Origin of the sequence: Nostoc flagelliforme FACHB-838 (genome assembly GCF_014698065.1) — a bacterium.
In the GTDB taxonomy this organism is placed as follows: domain Bacteria; phylum Cyanobacteriota; class Cyanobacteriia; order Cyanobacteriales; family Nostocaceae; genus Nostoc; species Nostoc flagelliforme_B.
Window position 1 is genome coordinate 18477 of the sequence record NZ_JACJSI010000008.1, and the last position, 17224, is coordinate 35700.

Consider the following 17224-nt stretch of genomic DNA (forward strand, 5'->3'; position numbering starts at 1 on the left):
TACGCTATAACATGTGCCTTGTCAAGTAAGCTATAATACCGTTTTCAATTTGGGTGAGAGTAGGGAGTGGAAATAATGGGAGATAAGGAAGCAGGGGGAGCAGGGGGAGCAGAGGAAGAAAGAATAATTAATACTCAATGCCCAATGCCCAATCTCCATTTCCCAATCGCTAATCCCCAATTACTCCTTATCCCCAGAGGGGGCCCTGCATTCCCCAATCCACAATTCAGACAAATAACTTAACAAAGACTCTTGCTGCTACCTTCAGGTTGTAGAGTGAAATCAATTAGCCCTCTAGATTGGCGATTGATAACTAAAAGGGAAAATAATCATGGTTCAACGTGGTTCTAAAGTACGTATTCTCCGCCCTGAGTCCTACTGGTTTCAGGATCTAGGAACTGTGGCTTCCATTGACCAAAGCGGCATCAAATACCCCGTAATTGTCCGTTTTGAAAAGGTCAATTACTCTGGTATCAATACCAACAACTTTGCTCAAGATGAATTAGTAGAGGTTGAAGCACCAAAGGCTAAACCACCTAAAAAATAAGCAGCAAAGCTACAAGGGGTTGTTTGATACGATGATGAAGGGAAGTCTTAAGTATGAAGTCTGAAGTATAAAACTTTCAGTTCATTCATGCCTTTTCCTAGCCTACCCTAATCGACGAGAAGCCGCCCTGCGGGTATTTACGGTTTCTTTTGGGTAGTATTACGAGCCACTTACGGGTGTGTAAGTTACTACCCCATCTCTTATTGCTTGATATCTCAAATACATCAAAATTGCCTGCTTAATCAGCTTGAATGCCTGAACTGCCTGAAGTTGAAACAGTCCGAAGGGGTCTAAATCAATTGACCCTTAACCAAGAAATCACGGGGGGAGATGTGTTGCTCGATCGCACCATCGCCTACCCGTTTTCTGTCGGTGAGTTTATTGATGGAATTAAAAAAAGTGCGATCGCTACTTGGCATCGTCGCGGTAAATATCTGCTTGCCGAACTTTCCTCCCCCTCTTCCACAGGTTGGCTAGGAGTTCATCTGCGAATGACCGGTCAACTTCTATGGCTGCATCGAGATGAACCATTACATAAGCACACACGGGTTAGATTATTCTTTGGGAATCAGCAGGAATTACGCTTTGTGGATCAGCGCACCTTCGGTAAAATATGGTGGGTTCCGCCTGGTGTTGCTGTAGAAAGTATTATGACTGGTTTGGCAAAACTGGCAGTAGACCCATTTTCACCCGAATTCACAGTCGAGTATCTAGCAAGCAAACTCCAAAACCGCCGCCGTCCGATTAAAACTGCGCTACTGGATCAATCGGTGGTGGCGGGATTAGGTAACATTTATGCTGATGAAGCCCTATTTAAGAGTGGAATTTTACCTGAAACCTTGTGTATAGATTTGCAGCTAAAGCAAATTGAACTTTTGCGAACAGCCATAATTCAAGTGTTAGAAACGAGCATTGAGGCTGGTGGTACGACTTTTAGTAATTTTCTAAATGTCAAAGGTACTAACGGCAATTATGGTGGTGTAGCCTGGGTTTATAACCGCGCTGGAGAACCCTGTCGAGTTTGTGGTACAGGAATTCAACGGGTTAGGTTGGGTGGGCGATCTAGTCATTTTTGCTCCCAGTGTCAAACGTTACGGGGAGTTAGGAGACGCGATTAATCGCGTCTTTACAAGAGTTTTTACTTCTAACTCGGAAGTCTCTTAAAATGCGGATAAGTCTAATCTAGAAATTTGAGAGAGGAATTCATGGCAGTCAAAAAAGGCGATATGGTTCGCGCTGTGCGCGAAAAACTAGAAAACAGTCTGGAGGCTAAAGCCAGTGATGCTCGCTTTCCTTCTTATTTGTTTGAAACCAAGGGCGAAATTGTAGATATCAAAGGTGATTACGCCCTGATTAAGTTTGGGAAAGTGCCAACACCAAATGTTTGGTTACGTGTGGATCAACTCGAAGAGTTTAAATAATAAACTCATCCCACCCCTAAAAAGGGATGGGATTTTGGGTTAACTGTTAACAGTTAACAGTCAACCGTCAACAGTTAACTGAATTCTTGTTGATAAAAATCACACTTTAATAATTATGTCTTCTTCTCCTAACTCCCCAATTGTGTGTAATTTACCTCGTGTCACCATCGTGGGTGCGGGTAGGGTTGGTAGTACTTTAGCCCAACGCATTGCGGAGAAAAACCTGGCAGATGTAGTTTTACTAGATATTATTGCGGGAATGCCTCAAGGTTTGGCGCTGGATTTGATGGAAGCTAGGGGAATTGAAATACATAATCGCCAGATTATCGGCACAAATAATTATGCTGATACATCTGGTTCGCAAATTGTAGTGATTACCGCCGGACTTCCCCGCAAACCAGGGATGAGTCGGGATGACTTGCTGAAAACCAATGCCAAGATTGTAGTGGAAGCGGCAAAAAGTGCGATCGCTCATTCTCCTAATGCCATTTTTATTGTCGTCACTAATCCGTTGGATGTGATGACTTATTTGGCTTGGCAAGCAACGGGTTTACCACGCGATCGCATTATGGGTATGGCTGGTGTCTTAGATTCCGCCCGTTTTGAAACCTTCATTGCCCTAGAATTGGGCGTTTTGCCCGCCGATGTCAAAGCGATGGTTTTGGGTAGCCACGGCGATTTAATGGTTCCTTTGTCTCGTTATGCTACCGTTAACGGCATTCCCATCACTGAATTGCTGGATGCAGCCACAATTGAACGCTTGGTAAAAAGAACTCGCAACGGTGGCGCAGAAATCGTAGAATTGATGCAGACGGGAGGTGCTTTTTTTGCTCCGGCATCGGCTACTAGTGTGATGGTAGAATCGATTTTGCTAAATCAGTCGCGGTTGTTGCCAGTGGCGGCGTATTTACAAGGTGAATACGGTTTAGAAGATGTTGTGATTGGTGTTCCCTGTCGATTGGGATGCGCTGGAATTGAGAGTGTTTTGGAATTGACACTTACCCATGAAGAAAGAGAAGGTTTGCATACTTCGGCTCAATCTGTGCGTCGAAATATTGAGCGATCGCAGGAAGTTTTGGCTAACAACAAATGAGTAAATAATTCGTAATTTATAGAAATAGCAACAAAAATAAAAGGCAGTAGGTTCAAATCCCGCTACCTTATTTTTTATTCCGAAATTTATCACCTGATAAAACCTAGACTTCTATCGGGAAGACCTCTCTAACAGTCTTCCCTAGAAAGGATAGGCTTTGAATTGTTCCCATTCCCTACTAAAGGAGGGTGCTGGGTTTGGCATTAACGACGATAATCTTGATCTGCGGGATCGCCGTAGGGGTCTTCACTAGCTGGACGGACATCACCAAACTCTCCTGTGTCTGCGGGATCGCCGTAAGGGTCTTCGCTAGCTGGACGAACGTTGCGGTAAGACGCGATATCTGCGGGATCGCCGTAGGGGTCTTCACTAGCTGGGCGAACGTCGCCGTAAGATGCTGGGTCTGCGGGATCACCGTAAGGATCTTCGCTGGCTGGACGTACATTGCGATCGCGGAATTTGGCATCTTCTTCAGCTTGCTCGCCGTTGGGCCCCAAAAGCAACTCCTTCGCCTTTCGGAAAAATTCATCTACCATAATCTGTCTCCTGATTTAAGTTCGTGTTTCCGACGTGCGCGATTGGCGTTATCCTCTGGGAAACCCGCTTTATATTTACACACGCTTCGCTGATCTAGAGTGCTGGCGCTGCGCTTGAAGTTAGACCAGTGAGATCGCGACCTGTGGCACTCCGGTTATAGCCTTGGAATTCCCGATATTTTTGTGCTTCAGATTCCGGTACTCGAATTCCTTCTGATGGTGGCGTTACCCAGTGAGCGCGATGTTCAGCATCGCGGTAGTATACACGCCCGTTCTTGGAAAGATAGTACTTACCTTGCTCTCCTTCTTGTGGAGCATTCTTATGTTGGTTGTACATATAGTACAGTGCCGCGGCTCCTGCCAAAAGTGCCACTTTTTGCCCTGTACCCAATCCTTTCTTAACTTCAGTTTGGCTTGCAGTCTTGCGATCGCTCACTGTTCTACCAATGGTGTCATCAACAGGTGGTGGCACATTAGCCTTTTGGGAACCGCCTCCGCAGCTACTCAGCAAGGGCACCATTAGCAATGCCGAAAGCAGCACTGCAAATAGACGCGAAACTATTTTACGTTCTTTAAATATTGTGTTCATTGGATTTCATCATCACCTGTATTTGCTAAAAGCCTTGCTGTTGCAAAAACAGAGTTGGAATTCCTGTTATTTCGCTGGGAATTGAAAAAACATATACCACTCAATTTACAACTGCACTAGCTAAAGCGTTTCATTGTTATCATGAGCGATTTTCCCAAATATTCCATCCCGCCTTTGAGAGAAACTGCATTCATCCTAAGGAAATATATTTTTGATTTTTTATAAATCATATTTAGCTAAAACGCTGAAATATTCAGCAATTACCCGGTTATTTTTTCTGTGTAAATAATTTAGAAAGATACAGTTACTATGATGCTTTTTGTCTAAAAGTACACTCAATATGACATCAAAAAACACTAGCACTCGTCTTCTTTTGGCTTTATGGGATTTGGGAGGAACGCAGCAGGAAGTTAAGAAGGGTCAATTAACTAAGCGAATTGTACCCAAAAGCCAGAGGGTCGCAGATTATCAGGGCATATTCGAGGAATTACAGAAGCAGGGTGCGATCGCAATTTCCAAATCTAAAAAAGAATATTCTCTGACATCTCCCAAGGGTTTAGAGGTGTTAGGTGAGGGTTTGAGAAGTGGCGATTTTAAGTTTGAAGGGACGATTGTTGGAACTTGGGCGGCGAATGCGTTAGTGAAGTGGATTAGTCAGATTGATGTTGCGGTAACTGATGCAGATGTACCAGTAAATGGGAAGGGTGCTGATACGTGGACAAATAAGGTGGATCTGATGCCTGGCGGTACACCTGATCGAGTTTCAAAATACACGCAACGAAAGCCAATAGATTTAAAAACTCTTGGTAGTGATTCTATGGTTGATTTAGTCACACTTTGGTTAAAAGAGTTTTATGAAGTAAATAACTTAAAACCTCATCATCCGCTTTATCCATTTGAAGAGAGTGAACTAAGGAAATATGGGAAGAACGGACTAACTGTAAGAGAAGCTTTGAATTGGTGTGCTGAAAACTTTAAGGTTGAGGAAGAAATATTACCACAAGATCCATTGCAAAGATTTTATTTGGCTTTAGAAAGAGAAAGTAAGGTAGATAATGGTGATTATCTAGATGAAAAAAATAACTCCCTAGTTATCGATGCTTTACGTTTTGGCTTTCAGAGTTTAAAAGGTCAGACATTAGAATGTGAAACTTCTACAGGGGAAAAATTAGAGAAATTAACAATCGAAGATATTACTGACGTTGAGCCAAAGTCAATAAATCAGGGTTGGATAAGCTTTAAAATAATTGGCAAAGAGAAAGACAAAAGTTTCAAAATTGGTGTTGCTGTTCTCCAATACTTACATGGAAGAGCAGTAGGAGCTGGAATGTGGCGTTTAATTGAATATCAAACATTCGATATAACACGAGGTTGTTTAGTTCGCTCTAAAGCAAATAAGATTCAAAAAAATTGGGATTCTTATAGTTATCTAAAAAAGCTTGTAGAAGAACTTGGTGGAGAACATGTGGATCTAAAAGCTGAGGAAGTCCAAGAACTAATTTACTTTAATGCTGTTTATCAGAAACGTGAAAGCTATAAGCTAACCGAAGAACAAGTTATGGAATTTTCCCGGATGTTTACTCGTCAAAATCCTTTGCTTCTAGAAATTTTGAGTGATCCTTCTGGTTATATCGATGACGAGACTATTGAGGGAGAAGAATTATTAAATGACTTCCTTAACCCATCCATTATGGAGGATACAGACGACTCAGAGGATCTGAGTGAGTTGTTAAATTAAACATGAGCGAATCAGTTGTCCTTGACACAGCCTTATGTTTACCAGCTTCAGAGGTTGAAGCGTTAATACAAGGGCGAATGATTGCCACAATGCCTCGAACATTCATCAATCCGGGGCGGCAATTTGCCCTTTATCCAACCGATATATCAATTAACTTACAATCCTATGAGCAATACTATCAGCCAAGTTTTTTATCTATTGCTCAAACAGCTTTAGCTCAACAAGGTTGTGAAAAGATTGTGGTTAAAGCTTGGGCTAGGTGCGAAGGGTGCATTTTGCACCCTCCTGAATTCTTGGATCGTTTGTCACTATTAACAGTCTGGACAAAAGAAGCATTACAGCAAACTCTTGGGCAACGACCTCATCTTGTTCTGGCTTACCTACGTGTTTATCTCCTACCTCAATCGTTTGAGATTCTTTTGCAATCCCAAAATCCTCAGTTTCGGCCTTTAAACTCTTCGCTGATCGTTTCTGAAGCCAACCCAGTAATAAACGATCGCACCTTCGCCCGACGCAAACACCAGTTAGAAAAGCTAGAACCCTCACTGCATGCTGAATTGGAAGAATTGCAGAGTGCGATTGCATCCCTAACCATTAGTCAACCAGCAGCGAAACCATTAGACGACGATATCAAAGTATTTTTGGGTTGGAGTAGTGACAAGCTAATTAAGCAACCCGATCCAAATTTAGCTTGGATAAATGATATTGCAAAATTGGGTGATCGCAGCATTGAGCTAGAGGATAAAAAAACTAACCATGAAGCTGGTACAGATTTTGAAATTATCGCACGCCGTAGCCTTGATTTTTTAGGATTCAAAGTTGAGGAAAACTATAAAGGCGGTGCAGGTGGCTTAGACTTATTTTGCTCACAACCTTATCCTCTTGTTTGCGAATGTAAAGCAGGTAAAAGCATTCCTGATCGTGCAGTAGAAGAATTAGATAGGATTGGTAGAAGGCATTTAAAAGAAAATTATCTTCAAGCTGTAAGGTTAATTATTGGCCCAGGTAAACCGACTAAAAATTTGAAAGAATCTGCTGAAATATCGAAAATCAGTATTATAAATGTAATGACTCTACAAAAACTTGTTGAATTAAAAGCAAAATATCCAGGTGCTATTAACTTAGTAGAATTAAAACAATATCTAGAACCTGGGCAAATTGACTATAGAATTGATGAATATATTGATAAAGCTGAGAGAGAGATTAAATTGCGATCGCATATTATCCAGCTTGTCAAAAACTATTTAGAAAACTCAGGCATAAAATCTGCTGGTGTTGAAGCTTTACATGGTGCGTATTTCGGCTCACATCCGCCACAGCCAATAAGAACAGCAGAAATGCACGAAATTTTAATTGAACTTTCTTCACCTTTAACAGGTTATTTAGGGCGAATAAAAGGCAGTGATTGGAATAGCGATCGCTTTTACTTTCTCCGCGATTTATCTATTAACTAAAAATAATACAATATATTTATTTTCTTACCTTCGCGTTCTGTTGTGCCCTTTGCGGTTCGTTTCAAAATAAATAAAGTTAAGTAAGCGTAGCCACCCGTAGGCATCGTTTGAATTGAATAGCGATAAAATGGTTTAGCGCATCTTCATACAGAATTGGTATAAGCTGTAAAGATTGGCTTGTGCGTAGCGATCGCGTCAAAAAATACTTTGTCAAAGAATCAAGTTGGCTTTGTTATTTTACTAATGGATTTTTGTTCACCACTGCTGAGTTGACGGTTTGTTTAATTCTTTTCAACCTTGTCTCTGGACGTTTTGCACTATCAATCCAAAAAAGGATATTCTTTTTGGATGAGTTATTAAATGCTTCAAAATGCTCTTTAGCAGTTGTGTTGGCTTCTAACGCCTGCTTTAAATCTAAGGGAATAATTAATGCTTCAATTGCATCTAAGGAATTCCATGAACCATTTTGTTTTGCGGTTTCAATTTTTTCCAGACCAGCTGTAGTTATTAAACCTTGTTCTATAAGTTCTTCAATATATTGTTTATTTAATTTTGACCACACACTTTTCGGTTTTCGAGGTGTAAATATTTGCATATAGCTTTCTTCATCTAAGGATTTGACTTTGCTGTCAATCCAACCAAAACATAAGGCTTCTTTTACCGCTTCGCTATATCGAACACTTGGTTTACCACTTTTTACTTTGTAGTAGATAAGCCATATACCAAAAGAGGTGCGATGGTTTTCTTCTAACCATTTTCGCCATTCTTCGCGGGTGGTGGGGCAGAAAGTGGGGAATTCATTGTTAAGTTTGGATACGCTAGTATTCTTACCTTTGCTAAGGCCAAGGTTTATTTCTGTATTTTGCTGCATCGGTCGATTATTGCTTAATGCTACGATTGCTAAGTCCAAATCTATACACAATAAAAGTTGTTTGAGCTACTAAGATTCCGAGCGCTGTACCTCCAAGTGCTACCCGCGCTTGAAAATTCCCAAGTTCATCAAGCTTTCGGTTTTCAATACTTACTCTAGGTTGCAGACGGAATTCCCATCTTGCTGCTTCTGAATGGCCAAGAAGACTCAGAGGTATACTTAGAATATAGCCAAGAATCGTAAATCCTAGAGCTGTAGGAATAGTCAGCTTCAAGTTTTGAAATAGTAATGAGCGCATAGAACAAAAAGTTAGCTAACTTTAAAACTTTGACAACTATTTTTATAGTTATAAATACATCCGAAGGTTAGCATTTAGTATTTTGAAAGTTGCAAACAAAGTAGGGAGGCTACGCACACTGATCCATAATTTCTTCTGATATCAAACCAACCCAGAACGCAGTGCCACAACTGCTGCTTGCACGCGATCATCTACTGCTAATTTATTCATAATCCCTCGGACATGAGTTTTGATGGTGTTGGGACTGAGATAGAGTTTTTCGGCAATCTCCGGGTTACTCAACCCGTCTACCATAAGTTTCAACACTTCTAACTCGCGCCCAGATAAGTTGGCGTTGTTGGTGGTGGGTGAGGGTGGTTTAAGATTATCAATTACTCGTCGCGCAATTTGGGGATCTAGATATGCTGCACCATCAACTGCGGCTGCGATCGCACTTAACAATCGTTCCACACTTGCACCTTTAATACAATACGCATCTGCACCGCTAGATAGTGCTGCAATAATTTCTGTCTCCGTTTGATGAGATGTCAGCATCACCACATGAGTTGCTGGCAATGCCGCCTTAATTTGCTGTGTCGCTGCAATGCCATCCAATCGTGGCAAGCCAATATCCATAACCACCAAATCAGGCTTCAGTTGCAGTGCGGCTTGAACTCCCAAATAACCATCTTCTGCTTGTCCAACAATCTCCAATTGGGGATGAGCCATTAACGATTGCTCTAATCCCAGTTGCATCATTGGATCATCTTCAACAATTAATACGCGCAATGGCGGAGCATTGGCTGGTAAATTTAAGGGATAGCGAACATCTAAAGACATTTTTATTATTTAAGAGGCATTAGTCATTTGTCCTTTGTCATTAGTCATTTGTCCTTTGCCTTTTTGACCAATGACTAATGACTAATGACTAATTTATTCTTCCACGCGATAGCCTAACTCCGCTAAACTTATCCGCGACTGTCGCCATTTTGGTTGGACTTTGACAAACAATTCTAGGTAAACTTTACCAGCGATTAATTTTTGGATTTGTTCGCGGGCTTCACTACCAATTGCTTTGAGCATCGCCCCACCTTTGCCAATTAGTATGCCTTTTTGGGAATCGCGCTCTACGTTGATAGTAGCAAGTATACGGGTAATGCTGGGAGTTTCTTCTACTAGATCAATAGCGATCGCTACTGAATGGGGTACTTCTTCACGAGTCAACAATAAAATTTGTTCTCGGATTAATTCACCCATAATAAACCGTTCTGGCTGGTCTGTTACCAAATCTGGCGGGTAATATAACGGCCCAATTTCTAAATGTTCAATTAATAATTCTTGAAGTTGCGGTAATCCTGCACTCGTCTTAGCAGAAAATTTCACAATTTCCCATTTATGGGACTGGGCCATCTGAGCGTAACTCTCATCTATAAACTGAGAATCGGAAGGTTGTTGGTCGATTTTGTTCACGCCCAAAATCACTGGTGTTTTGGTGCGACTGAGCAACTCGGCAATATAGCGATCGCCTGATCCACAAGCTACTGCTCCATCTACCACAAATAGCACTACATCTACCGATTCAATCGCAATTTTTGCATTTTGCACCAACACTTCCCCCAATTGATGATGGGGCTTATGAATTCCTGGCGTATCTACAAAAATTAACTGCGCCTCTGGTGTAGTTAAAATGCCCCGCAAACGGTTACGTGTAGTTTGCGCTATTGGTGATGTAATGGCTATTTTTTGTCCTACTAATTGATTCATTAAAGTAGATTTACCGACATTAGGACGACCAACAATGCCGATAAAACCTGATTTAAATTCAGGAGGAGCCTGTGGGATTGTTACTTCTCCTGAAAAAGAGAAGTTGTAATTATCAATACTAGTCACCTTTGGCTCCACCCTCATATTTTACAGCTGGGATAACTTGGTTTCTTCTGAGACACAAAACAAGCATAAAAACACCCTAGCATTTTCGGGGATTGCTTTTGCTTAGGTTTAATCTATTACTGGCTCTACACTTAATATTTTACAGCTGAGATAACTTAGTTTAGTTTTTAGATACAAAACAAACATAAAATTACTTTGGCATTTACAAAAAGGACTTTTGCTTTCGGTTTAATCTGCTACGAATGTCTTAAGTTTCATCAACTATTAAATATATTTGGATCAAAATGTCAATAAAAGAGATGGGAGAACCCAAACGCATTGGAATTCTTACCAGTGGAGGTGATTGTTCTGGCTTAAATGCTGTGATTAGGGCTGTAGTAAATTGTGCTGTGGATACTTACGGCTGGGAGGTTTTGGGAATTCGTCAAGCGACTCTCGGATTAATGGCGCGTCCTCCCCAATTCACCAAGCTGGAAGTTGATCAAGTTGACTCGCTGTTAACTGCGGGTGGCACAATGTTGGGGACAACCAATAAAGGCGACCCTTTTGCTTTTCCAATGGCGGATGGGAGTTTATGCGATCGCTCCGAAGAAATCATTGCAGGTTATCATGAGCTAGGTTTAGACGCTTTGATTGGTATTGGCGGTGATGGTAGTTTGGCAATTCTCCGCCGTCTTGCCCAACAAGGTGGCATTAATCTAGTAGGCATTCCTAAAACCATTGATAACGATATTGGCGTTACTGAACACGCCATCGGTTTTGATACAGCAGTCAATATTGCCACAGAAGCACTAGATAGGTTGCATTTTACTGCTGCAAGTCATAGCCGAGTCATGATTTTGGAAGTAATGGGGCGTGATGCTGGAGACATAGCAATAGCTGCGGGAATCGCCGGAGGAGCAAATGTAATTTTAATTCCCGAAATCCCTTACACAGTTGAGCATATTTGCCACAAAATTAAAGAACGCCAGGAGAAAGGCAAAAACTATTGTTTGATAATTGTTTCCGAAGCAGTTCGTACCCACGATGGGGAAAATGTGACAATTACAAATCGCTTAGGTCAATCTCGATATGGTGGGATTGGTGAATATTTAGCAGATAAAATTATTGAACACATTGGTGTAGAAACGCGAGTCACTGTTTTAGGACACATTCAACGGGGTGGAACTGCTTCACCATTAGATAGATTAGTTGCAACTGCTTTTGGTGTTGCGGCAGTTAATCTGATTGCAGAGGATAAATATGATCGCATGGTGACTTGGCAAAATCGCCAAGTATTAAGTGTACCAATTACAGAAGCGATCGCTCAATATAGCGTTGTCGATCCCAATGGTACTTTAGTTAAAACCGCTCATGGTATGGGTATTTATTTGGGAGACTAAATTTAGTGCTGAATGCGGAGTTTAGCCCTGGCAAATCCCATGAAAATAAATGTAAACCTAATTCTCCGCTTTCATTTAAACGGATTCAAAATCTCTAATTAACCAGGTAGTAATACTAACCCATCCTGCATATCTTCAGAATAGAGAATTGTTGCTTCTGCGGACAGCGCACAAGCAACAATTAAACCATCCCAAAAAGAAAAATTATACCGACTGCGGATATCCGATGCAGATTCCAAAATACTCAGGTTGAAATCTACCACAGTGCAGCGACGATAAAGCGACTGAATCACAACTTTAATTTGTTCTTCGTTAAAGGCTGCTTTTTTCAGTAAATTAGCAGAAACCTCATTCACAACTTGCGTACTGATAATTATTCCTTGATTTGACGTAATTGAAATAGCAATATTGCGCTTTCTTTACTCTTTCTTCGACTTCTATTTTTTTATCGTCAAATAAACGATATAGCCAAACATTTGTATCAATAAAAAATGCATCCTTGCTCATAGCTAGCGATTGTAAATTTCTTCACGGCTGAGTATACCATTCACTTGAATTGGATTTTCAGTCAATTCATCTATTATGTCTTTTTGTTGAGTTGATTTTTTATTTAACAAAACAATTACTTTAATATCATCCTTTTCACCGAGTTCTTGTTTGTACTCATCGAGAATTTGAATTAAACCATTTTGGATTTTTGCTTGAAACTCTACTGCATTTAGCATCATTCTTCTCTTCTTTATACCGATACACTCAATTTTAGCCCTATTACTCTCATAAAATTTACACGCCAGTTGTTTCTCTCTTTGGGAGAAGAGACCCTTGTATGTAAACAAGCTCCTAACTAACAATTCCCAAAACAAACTCGCCTTCATTCACAGCTTGATTGGTTGCGACATCATAAACTAATCCATCATGTTGAGCGCAGACATCAATTACACTAGGTAGCTTACCTTCTTTATTAAAAGTGAGAATTTGATAGAGCTTGTCTCCAGCTTTTACTTGAGTACCTAATTCGATTCTCGATTGAACTATACCACCTGCGATCGCGTAATATTTTTTCCTGTTGCTGCTAGATGCAAAAGTCATTTCATGGGTTTTTGTGTCATCCGATAAACCAGGAATTTGCAGTACCCTTTTTTGCACTAAATAGTTTTTCACACCCCGTACACCTTTAGCTACTGAATCAGGGTTCATTTGCATTCCTGCTCCTAATTCTAATGTCCAAGCTTCCACATCAAACTTGATTTCTCTACCCAACTCTTTAAAACAAGCTTCCAGTGCTAACCAAGGTTTAATAAAAGCTTCATCAAAAGCATCACCATCATATTTATCAAGTAAGATTCCGAAATCAAGTAGGAAGTGTTTTGTACTGTCTTCTCGATTTTGGAAGTAATAAACGTAGTCTAAAGCTCGATTGGTAGAACTATGTAAATCAATTAAGTAGTCTGCATCTAAACTCAGATTTTGGAGCTTGTAGGCAAAAAGCTCAGTGTAGGGTACACCACTAGAAGAATTAAGTTTTTCTAAAGTTTTTGTGAATTGTTGCTTAATTATAGTTAGATAATTTTGTTGAATGACCTTTAGATCATTATGAAGTTGAGATTTAGTAAAAGCTACTAAATCATCAGCTTCTTTCTCATAGTCCCAAAAGATGCGATTCCAGTCCTTGGCTTCGTAAATGCAATATCGTCCAGGGGAGAAATGATGAGCGCGTTCATTTGTCCCCATTGGATTACAAACGGGAACTAGCCAAATTTCTCCAGTTAAATCTGTATCATTTATCGTTAATAAAAACTCAATTAGCTGGTGAATAACGGCATTCCCAGCAATTTCTGCACCGTGCAGATTAGATTGAATGTAAACCTTTTTACCAGGTTGAGCGCCGATGAATTTGTATACTTGTAAGTAGAGGCGATCGCCCGAAGCCATTTGACGTAATACAATGCTTTCAATAACTGGCAGCATGAAACAACTCGGTGATGATTTGAGTAAATTATCGCTGTATTTGTACTGAATTAAAAGCCTAGTCCAATAGAATTAGCTATAAAAACAGAGTGTAAGTGTTGAGGTCACACAATGCCTGGGATGGCTTAGTAGTTACTCTGATTGTCCATACCCCTCAATAAAGACAACGTAAATTATCCATCTTTACAGTACTTTACTCACTAGCGATAGTTTCAAGCCATTTGGACAGCGCAAGATAGGCTAGGTTGATTCAGATCCCCGACTTCTTGAAGAAGTCGGGGATCTCGCAGCTTCTCAAATAAGTTTTGTTTAAGCATTGCTTGCGATCGCACAGAGCGCACTACCCTAAAGAGCGATCGCATAAGCTTTTGTCAAAAAGTTGTAACCTTAAGGCTTAATGTCGTAACTTTAAGCCTTAATATTATGATGCTGGTGATTAATGTTGTAACGTTAAGCCTTAAGGTTATAGCATTAAGCCTTAATGTTATAGCGTTAAGCCTTAATGTTGTAATGTTGGTGACGACAAGACATTCATTTATAACTGCGATCGTTGATTCAAGAACTAATAAATTCTGTCTAGGTAATTATCCAGGAGATATCGATTCTGGTAAATAGAATGTAGGTTGGGTTGAGGGACGAAACCCAACTAGTACTTAATTTACGCAGTATTCTATCCTAGAAACAAAAAGGAGCAAAAGTATGCAAGCCTACAAGCTCAACGCCACAATTGACGAATCAGGTCATTTAATTATTGACGAACCTCTAAATATTGCTCCTGGAAAAGTGGAAGTGATTATTTTGCAGCCAGTTCCATCCTTGGAAACTTCTCCTGAGCCACAGCCAGAAAAGCCGAAGAGACAAACAAAAATCAAAGCTTTGCAAGGCTGGTTTGAAAAAACACAACCTACACCTTCTGATTTTGACCCAGACCAAGCCAGATGGGAAGCTTTAAAGGAGAAACATAATCTGTGAAAGTCCTCTTAAACAGCAATGTTATTCTGGATGTTGCTCTTGATTTAGAAGCAAGTTTTGATGCACTTTGGCAAAAGAAAGTCGGCAAAACAGATTATGGTAAGGGCAAAAAATCTCTTTTACAACTCACCCTCAATGAAATCCGCGCGGCTAACTCCCCTCATGTCCCCGGTAAATTTCGCAACTGCTCATCCAAATGAGTACGGTCTGCTAAAGCCTTTAACAACGGCCCATGTGAGGAAAATTCTACAATACTGACTGAAGCAACAGGGCATCCCAAACGAAAACGGAAGCGTCCTACATCAATCCCCAGTACACTACATAAAATAATTCTGATAGTTGCCTTGTGTGCAACAACTAAAACATTACCACTACTATAATTTTGCTTGATTTCTTCAATTACCTGCAAAGCACGAGAAGCAATTGTCACAGCCATTTCTCCGCCAGTTGGAGCATTCCAAGCCGGATCTGCTGACCAGCGAATGTAATCATCGTGATATTCACGGCTAATTACTTCTGGCGTTCTTCCTTCCCACATACCATAGTTGATTTCCTTTAAACCATCTCTGAGTTGTGGTTCTATCTTGATTGCTTCACATAAAGGTTTTGCTGTCAATACAGTTCGCCGCATTGGACTACAAAATATTGCTGTCCAATCCATAGAACTATATGCGTCAGCAAAAGCCTTTGCCATCTCCAAGCCTTCTGGGGTAAGCTCTGAGTCTATGGAACCGCAAAAGGAATTATTGCGGCTGCATTCTGTTTGTCCGTGACGGAGAAAATAAAGAGTTAGGCTCACCAGTATATTCTCATTGATTGTAAATTTAAGAGGGCTAACAATCAGATGTAGCTGAAGATTGTTAATACCCGTACTATACTACTACAATTTCACGATATTTGGAAAAATATTCAGATCGATCTTTTAAATTATGAGTTTAAATTGTATACTTCAATAAGTTCGTATTAAAGACTTTAATGCTTAGAATAAACCCTCAAAACCAGCTTGAAAAAGCACTAACTATATAATATAGGTAAATTATTTAAGCTTTAAAAATTATTGGAAAGTGTAGAGACGTAATTAATTACGTCTCTACTCTCTACAAAAATTTTGCCAATCAAGCTGATACTCTATTGTGTACCCTTTGCTCAGGTAATACCACAAAAGTTTAGCTTGGTTTTCAAGCAACTCACATTTTTCTGCAAAAATGGAATCCATCCCATTTATATCCCTAAACTTTTTGCAAAAAACTATGAATTGTTAGTCAATGTTTTTCTTAACATTATCTTTTACGTCTTCAATTCCGTGACGTACTTCGCTTTCAGCTTGTTTTGCTTTACCTTTCGCTTTATCTTCTGGATCTCCAGTCACATTTCCTAACGCTTCTTGCGCTTTACCTTCAACATTTTTAGCAGCTGCCTTTGCGCGATCTTCTATGCTCATTTTGTACTCCTGATTCAATAAAAAATTCATTTCAAAGCTATAAACTAACTTTGAAATCTTTTGTGATTACCTTTACACAGTAGCTTAAAGTTTTTGCTAAAGCCTTCCACCACAAGACATATTAAATAATTAAAAATTAAAAATTAAAAATCAAGAATCAAGAATAGTAATTGTAGTAAGCGTTTTGGCTGTTAGCTGAATGTAAATTAAAGCAATAACAGTTTAGTTACCTATGCTCAAAGGCATAGAACAAGTGGAAATATCGTAACCTCCACTTTTGACTCTTTAACTAAAAAAACCCAGTTCCATAGAGAAACTGGGTTAATAAAATTATAGGGATATCTTATTTGTCTAATCTAGAAAACCCATCAGACTTTCAGAGTTGTCAACCTCATTTGATGCTATTGGACGATTACCGAAGGTGGAATAGCTTTCATCAATTACCAATAAACTTGAGCCAATTGGACGAACCCCAGAGAGATTGATACTTTCAACAACTTGGAATGTATTAGCACCAATTGGACGAATGCCCATTGAATTATAGGTTTCAACTACTTCTAAGCTACTGGTGCTAACGGGACGCACCCCAGCAATTGAGAGGTGTTCAGCAACTTCTAAGTCGCTAGCCCCTATAGGACGAATTGCAGAAATGGCGAGTGTTCCAGAAGCTCCCACTGGCAGTTCATTAACTTCATCGACTTTATCAGCATTCAAGCTCTGGTCTTCTTGATTTTCAACTTCCTCTCTAGCTTCTCTTGAAGACTTGGTATACTTTTGCCGAGAACTGGTTGCTTTGCCAGTGTTGCTATTAGTCATAAATGAAAACCTCTGGTTTGTTAATTGAATTTTACAATAATTAAGGAAAGATGAAATTTTTTCCCATATACTTTAGAGTTTAACCTTAAACAACCTCATATAGATATAAGAATCTTTAAAACTGATACATAAGTAAATTGGAATTAAGAAGTTTTGTAAAAATTTATTACTATTTATATGCTCTAATAAGCCAGCTAGAATGGATACAGGGCGGAATCGTCACCATGAG

20 protein-coding genes and 1 pseudogene are annotated in these 17224 nt (G+C 39.9%); 9 read left to right on the forward strand and 12 right to left on the reverse strand.

Annotation, left to right across the window (positions count from 1 at the left end; genetic code table 11):
- Positions 1 to 331 precede the first annotated feature (331 nt).
- From H6G97_RS06245 to mdh, 4 genes are all read left to right on the forward strand, one after another.
- A complete protein-coding gene (locus H6G97_RS06245) occupies positions 332 to 547 on the forward strand; it encodes a photosystem I reaction center subunit IV (protein WP_069073932.1) in 216 nt (71 codons plus the stop codon).
- Between the two features lie 251 nt (positions 548 to 798).
- Complete coding sequence (locus tag H6G97_RS06250) at positions 799 to 1665, forward strand: DNA-formamidopyrimidine glycosylase (protein WP_190939821.1); 867 nt, start codon at positions 799 to 801, stop codon at positions 1663 to 1665.
- An 87-nt stretch (positions 1666 to 1752) separates the two neighbouring features.
- Entirely contained in the window at positions 1753 to 1968 is a 216-nt protein-coding gene (gene ndhO, locus H6G97_RS06255) for an NAD(P)H-quinone oxidoreductase subunit O (protein WP_190939822.1), read from the forward strand.
- A gap of 115 nt (positions 1969 to 2083) precedes the next feature.
- Positions 2084 to 3061 carry a malate dehydrogenase gene (mdh, locus tag H6G97_RS06260; protein WP_190939823.1) on the forward strand — a complete coding sequence of 326 codons (978 nt, stop codon included), beginning with the start codon at positions 2084 to 2086 and terminating at the stop codon, positions 3059 to 3061.
- A 203-nt stretch (positions 3062 to 3264) separates the two neighbouring features.
- Here mdh and H6G97_RS06265 read toward each other — a convergent pair whose 3' ends face one another.
- A complete protein-coding gene (locus H6G97_RS06265; RefSeq protein WP_190939824.1) occupies positions 3265 to 3597 on the reverse strand; it encodes a translation initiation factor in 333 nt (110 codons plus the stop codon).
- Positions 3598 to 3691: 94 nt separating this feature from the next.
- Positions 3692 to 4186: a hypothetical protein gene (locus tag H6G97_RS06270; RefSeq protein WP_190939825.1), complete on the reverse strand. Its 495-nt coding sequence runs from the start codon at positions 4184 to 4186 to the stop codon at positions 3692 to 3694.
- A 340-nt stretch (positions 4187 to 4526) separates the two neighbouring features.
- Here H6G97_RS06270 and H6G97_RS06275 point away from each other — a divergent pair.
- Positions 4527 to 4886 (forward strand): annotated as a pseudogene (locus H6G97_RS06275) (hypothetical protein); the annotation flags it as partial.
- Between the two features lie 1040 nt (positions 4887 to 5926).
- Positions 5927 to 7378, forward strand: a complete 1452-nt coding sequence (locus H6G97_RS06280; protein WP_190939826.1) for a DUF1802 family protein — start codon at positions 5927 to 5929, stop codon at positions 7376 to 7378.
- Between the two features lie 232 nt (positions 7379 to 7610).
- Here the strand turns inward: H6G97_RS06280 and H6G97_RS06285 are convergent, their stop codons facing one another.
- The 3 genes from H6G97_RS06285 to era all read right to left on the reverse strand — a co-directional run bounded on the left by H6G97_RS06285 (position 7611) and on the right by era (position 10434).
- Complete coding sequence (locus H6G97_RS06285) at positions 7611 to 8249, reverse strand: YdeI/OmpD-associated family protein (RefSeq protein WP_190939827.1); 639 nt, start codon at positions 8247 to 8249, stop codon at positions 7611 to 7613.
- Between the two features lie 439 nt (positions 8250 to 8688).
- On the reverse strand, positions 8689 to 9366 hold the full coding sequence (locus H6G97_RS06290; RefSeq protein WP_190939828.1) for a response regulator: 678 nt from the start codon (positions 9364 to 9366) through the stop codon (positions 8689 to 8691).
- Between the two features lie 93 nt (positions 9367 to 9459).
- Positions 9460 to 10434 (reverse strand): GTPase Era, encoded by a 975-nt coding sequence (era, locus tag H6G97_RS06295; protein WP_190939829.1) that lies wholly within the window; start codon positions 10432 to 10434, stop codon positions 9460 to 9462.
- Positions 10435 to 10715: 281 nt separating this feature from the next.
- Here era and H6G97_RS06300 point away from each other — a divergent pair, with 281 nt between their 5' ends.
- Positions 10716 to 11798 (forward strand): ATP-dependent 6-phosphofructokinase, encoded by a 1083-nt coding sequence (locus H6G97_RS06300; RefSeq protein ID WP_190939830.1) that lies wholly within the window; start codon positions 10716 to 10718, stop codon positions 11796 to 11798.
- 98 nt (positions 11799 to 11896) lie between these two features.
- On the opposite strand, the gene H6G97_RS52240 is transcribed toward H6G97_RS06300, so the two are convergent.
- The 4 genes from H6G97_RS52240 to H6G97_RS06320 all read right to left on the reverse strand — a co-directional run bounded on the left by H6G97_RS52240 (position 11897) and on the right by H6G97_RS06320 (position 14128).
- Positions 11897 to 12154: a PIN domain-containing protein gene (locus H6G97_RS52240; protein WP_338421594.1), complete on the reverse strand. Its 258-nt coding sequence runs from the start codon at positions 12152 to 12154 to the stop codon at positions 11897 to 11899.
- A 153-nt stretch (positions 12155 to 12307) separates the two neighbouring features.
- Entirely contained in the window at positions 12308 to 12526 is a 219-nt protein-coding gene (locus H6G97_RS06310) for a hypothetical protein (protein ID WP_242054821.1), read from the reverse strand.
- 112 nt (positions 12527 to 12638) lie between these two features.
- On the reverse strand, positions 12639 to 13766 hold the full coding sequence (locus tag H6G97_RS06315; RefSeq protein WP_190939831.1) for a succinylglutamate desuccinylase/aspartoacylase family protein: 1128 nt from the start codon (positions 13764 to 13766) through the stop codon (positions 12639 to 12641).
- A gap of 212 nt (positions 13767 to 13978) precedes the next feature.
- Positions 13979 to 14128, reverse strand: a complete 150-nt coding sequence (locus tag H6G97_RS06320; protein WP_190939832.1) for a hypothetical protein — start codon at positions 14126 to 14128, stop codon at positions 13979 to 13981.
- A 337-nt stretch (positions 14129 to 14465) separates the two neighbouring features.
- Between H6G97_RS06320 and H6G97_RS06325 the strand changes: the two genes are divergently transcribed.
- Both H6G97_RS06325 and H6G97_RS06330 read left to right on the forward strand, forming a co-directional pair.
- Positions 14466 to 14738 (forward strand): hypothetical protein, encoded by a 273-nt coding sequence (locus H6G97_RS06325; RefSeq protein ID WP_190939833.1) that lies wholly within the window; start codon positions 14466 to 14468, stop codon positions 14736 to 14738.
- Positions 14735 to 14938: a hypothetical protein gene (locus H6G97_RS06330; RefSeq protein ID WP_190939932.1), complete on the forward strand. Its 204-nt coding sequence runs from the start codon at positions 14735 to 14737 to the stop codon at positions 14936 to 14938. The genes H6G97_RS06325 and H6G97_RS06330 overlap by 4 nt, the downstream gene beginning before the upstream one ends.
- Here H6G97_RS06330 and H6G97_RS06335 read toward each other — a convergent pair.
- The 3 genes from H6G97_RS06335 to H6G97_RS06345 all read right to left on the reverse strand — a co-directional run bounded on the left by H6G97_RS06335 (position 14899) and on the right by H6G97_RS06345 (position 16995).
- Positions 14899 to 15537 carry a histidine phosphatase family protein gene (locus H6G97_RS06335; protein WP_190939834.1) on the reverse strand — a complete coding sequence of 213 codons (639 nt, stop codon included), beginning with the start codon at positions 15535 to 15537 and terminating at the stop codon, positions 14899 to 14901. The genes H6G97_RS06330 and H6G97_RS06335 overlap by 40 nt on opposite strands.
- Positions 15538 to 15996: 459 nt before the next feature.
- Positions 15997 to 16179, reverse strand: coding sequence for a CsbD family protein (locus tag H6G97_RS06340; protein ID WP_099103871.1), 183 nt, complete (start codon positions 16177 to 16179; stop codon positions 15997 to 15999).
- A gap of 351 nt (positions 16180 to 16530) precedes the next feature.
- Positions 16531 to 16995, reverse strand: a complete 465-nt coding sequence (locus H6G97_RS06345; RefSeq protein WP_190939835.1) for a hypothetical protein — start codon at positions 16993 to 16995, stop codon at positions 16531 to 16533.
- Between the last annotated feature and the right edge of the window lie 229 nt (positions 16996 to 17224).

What these genes read in the sequence shown, in the direction of transcription:
- H6G97_RS06310 (WP_242054821.1), bottom strand. Translation starts at nt 12,526, where the DNA reads ATGATGCTAAATGCAGTAGAGTTTCAAGCAAAAATCCAAAATGGTTTA.
- H6G97_RS06265 (WP_190939824.1), bottom strand. Translation starts at nt 3,597, where the DNA reads ATGGTAGATGAATTTTTCCGAAAGGCGAAGGAGTTGCTTTTGGGGCCC.
- ndhO (WP_190939822.1), top strand. Translation starts at nt 1,753, where the DNA reads ATGGCAGTCAAAAAAGGCGATATGGTTCGCGCTGTGCGCGAAAAACTA.
- mdh (WP_190939823.1), top strand. Translation starts at nt 2,084, where the DNA reads ATGTCTTCTTCTCCTAACTCCCCAATTGTGTGTAATTTACCTCGTGTC.
- H6G97_RS06285 (WP_190939827.1), bottom strand. Translation starts at nt 8,249, where the DNA reads ATGCAGCAAAATACAGAAATAAACCTTGGCCTTAGCAAAGGTAAGAAT.
- H6G97_RS06270 (WP_190939825.1), bottom strand. Translation starts at nt 4,186, where the DNA reads ATGAACACAATATTTAAAGAACGTAAAATAGTTTCGCGTCTATTTGCA.
- H6G97_RS06250 (WP_190939821.1), top strand. Translation starts at nt 799, where the DNA reads ATGCCTGAACTGCCTGAAGTTGAAACAGTCCGAAGGGGTCTAAATCAA.
- H6G97_RS06280 (WP_190939826.1), top strand. Translation starts at nt 5,927, where the DNA reads ATGAGCGAATCAGTTGTCCTTGACACAGCCTTATGTTTACCAGCTTCA.
- H6G97_RS06320 (WP_190939832.1), bottom strand. Translation starts at nt 14,128, where the DNA reads ATGCGATCGCTCTTTAGGGTAGTGCGCTCTGTGCGATCGCAAGCAATG.
- H6G97_RS06315 (WP_190939831.1), bottom strand. Translation starts at nt 13,766, where the DNA reads ATGCTGCCAGTTATTGAAAGCATTGTATTACGTCAAATGGCTTCGGGC.
- H6G97_RS06245 (WP_069073932.1), top strand. Translation starts at nt 332, where the DNA reads ATGGTTCAACGTGGTTCTAAAGTACGTATTCTCCGCCCTGAGTCCTAC.
- era (WP_190939829.1), bottom strand. Translation starts at nt 10,434, where the DNA reads ATGAGGGTGGAGCCAAAGGTGACTAGTATTGATAATTACAACTTCTCT.
- H6G97_RS06345 (WP_190939835.1), bottom strand. Translation starts at nt 16,995, where the DNA reads ATGACTAATAGCAACACTGGCAAAGCAACCAGTTCTCGGCAAAAGTAT.
- H6G97_RS06340 (WP_099103871.1), bottom strand. Translation starts at nt 16,179, where the DNA reads ATGAGCATAGAAGATCGCGCAAAGGCAGCTGCTAAAAATGTTGAAGGT.
- H6G97_RS06290 (WP_190939828.1), bottom strand. Translation starts at nt 9,366, where the DNA reads ATGTCTTTAGATGTTCGCTATCCCTTAAATTTACCAGCCAATGCTCCG.
- H6G97_RS06300 (WP_190939830.1), top strand. Translation starts at nt 10,716, where the DNA reads ATGGGAGAACCCAAACGCATTGGAATTCTTACCAGTGGAGGTGATTGT.
- H6G97_RS06325 (WP_190939833.1), top strand. Translation starts at nt 14,466, where the DNA reads ATGCAAGCCTACAAGCTCAACGCCACAATTGACGAATCAGGTCATTTA.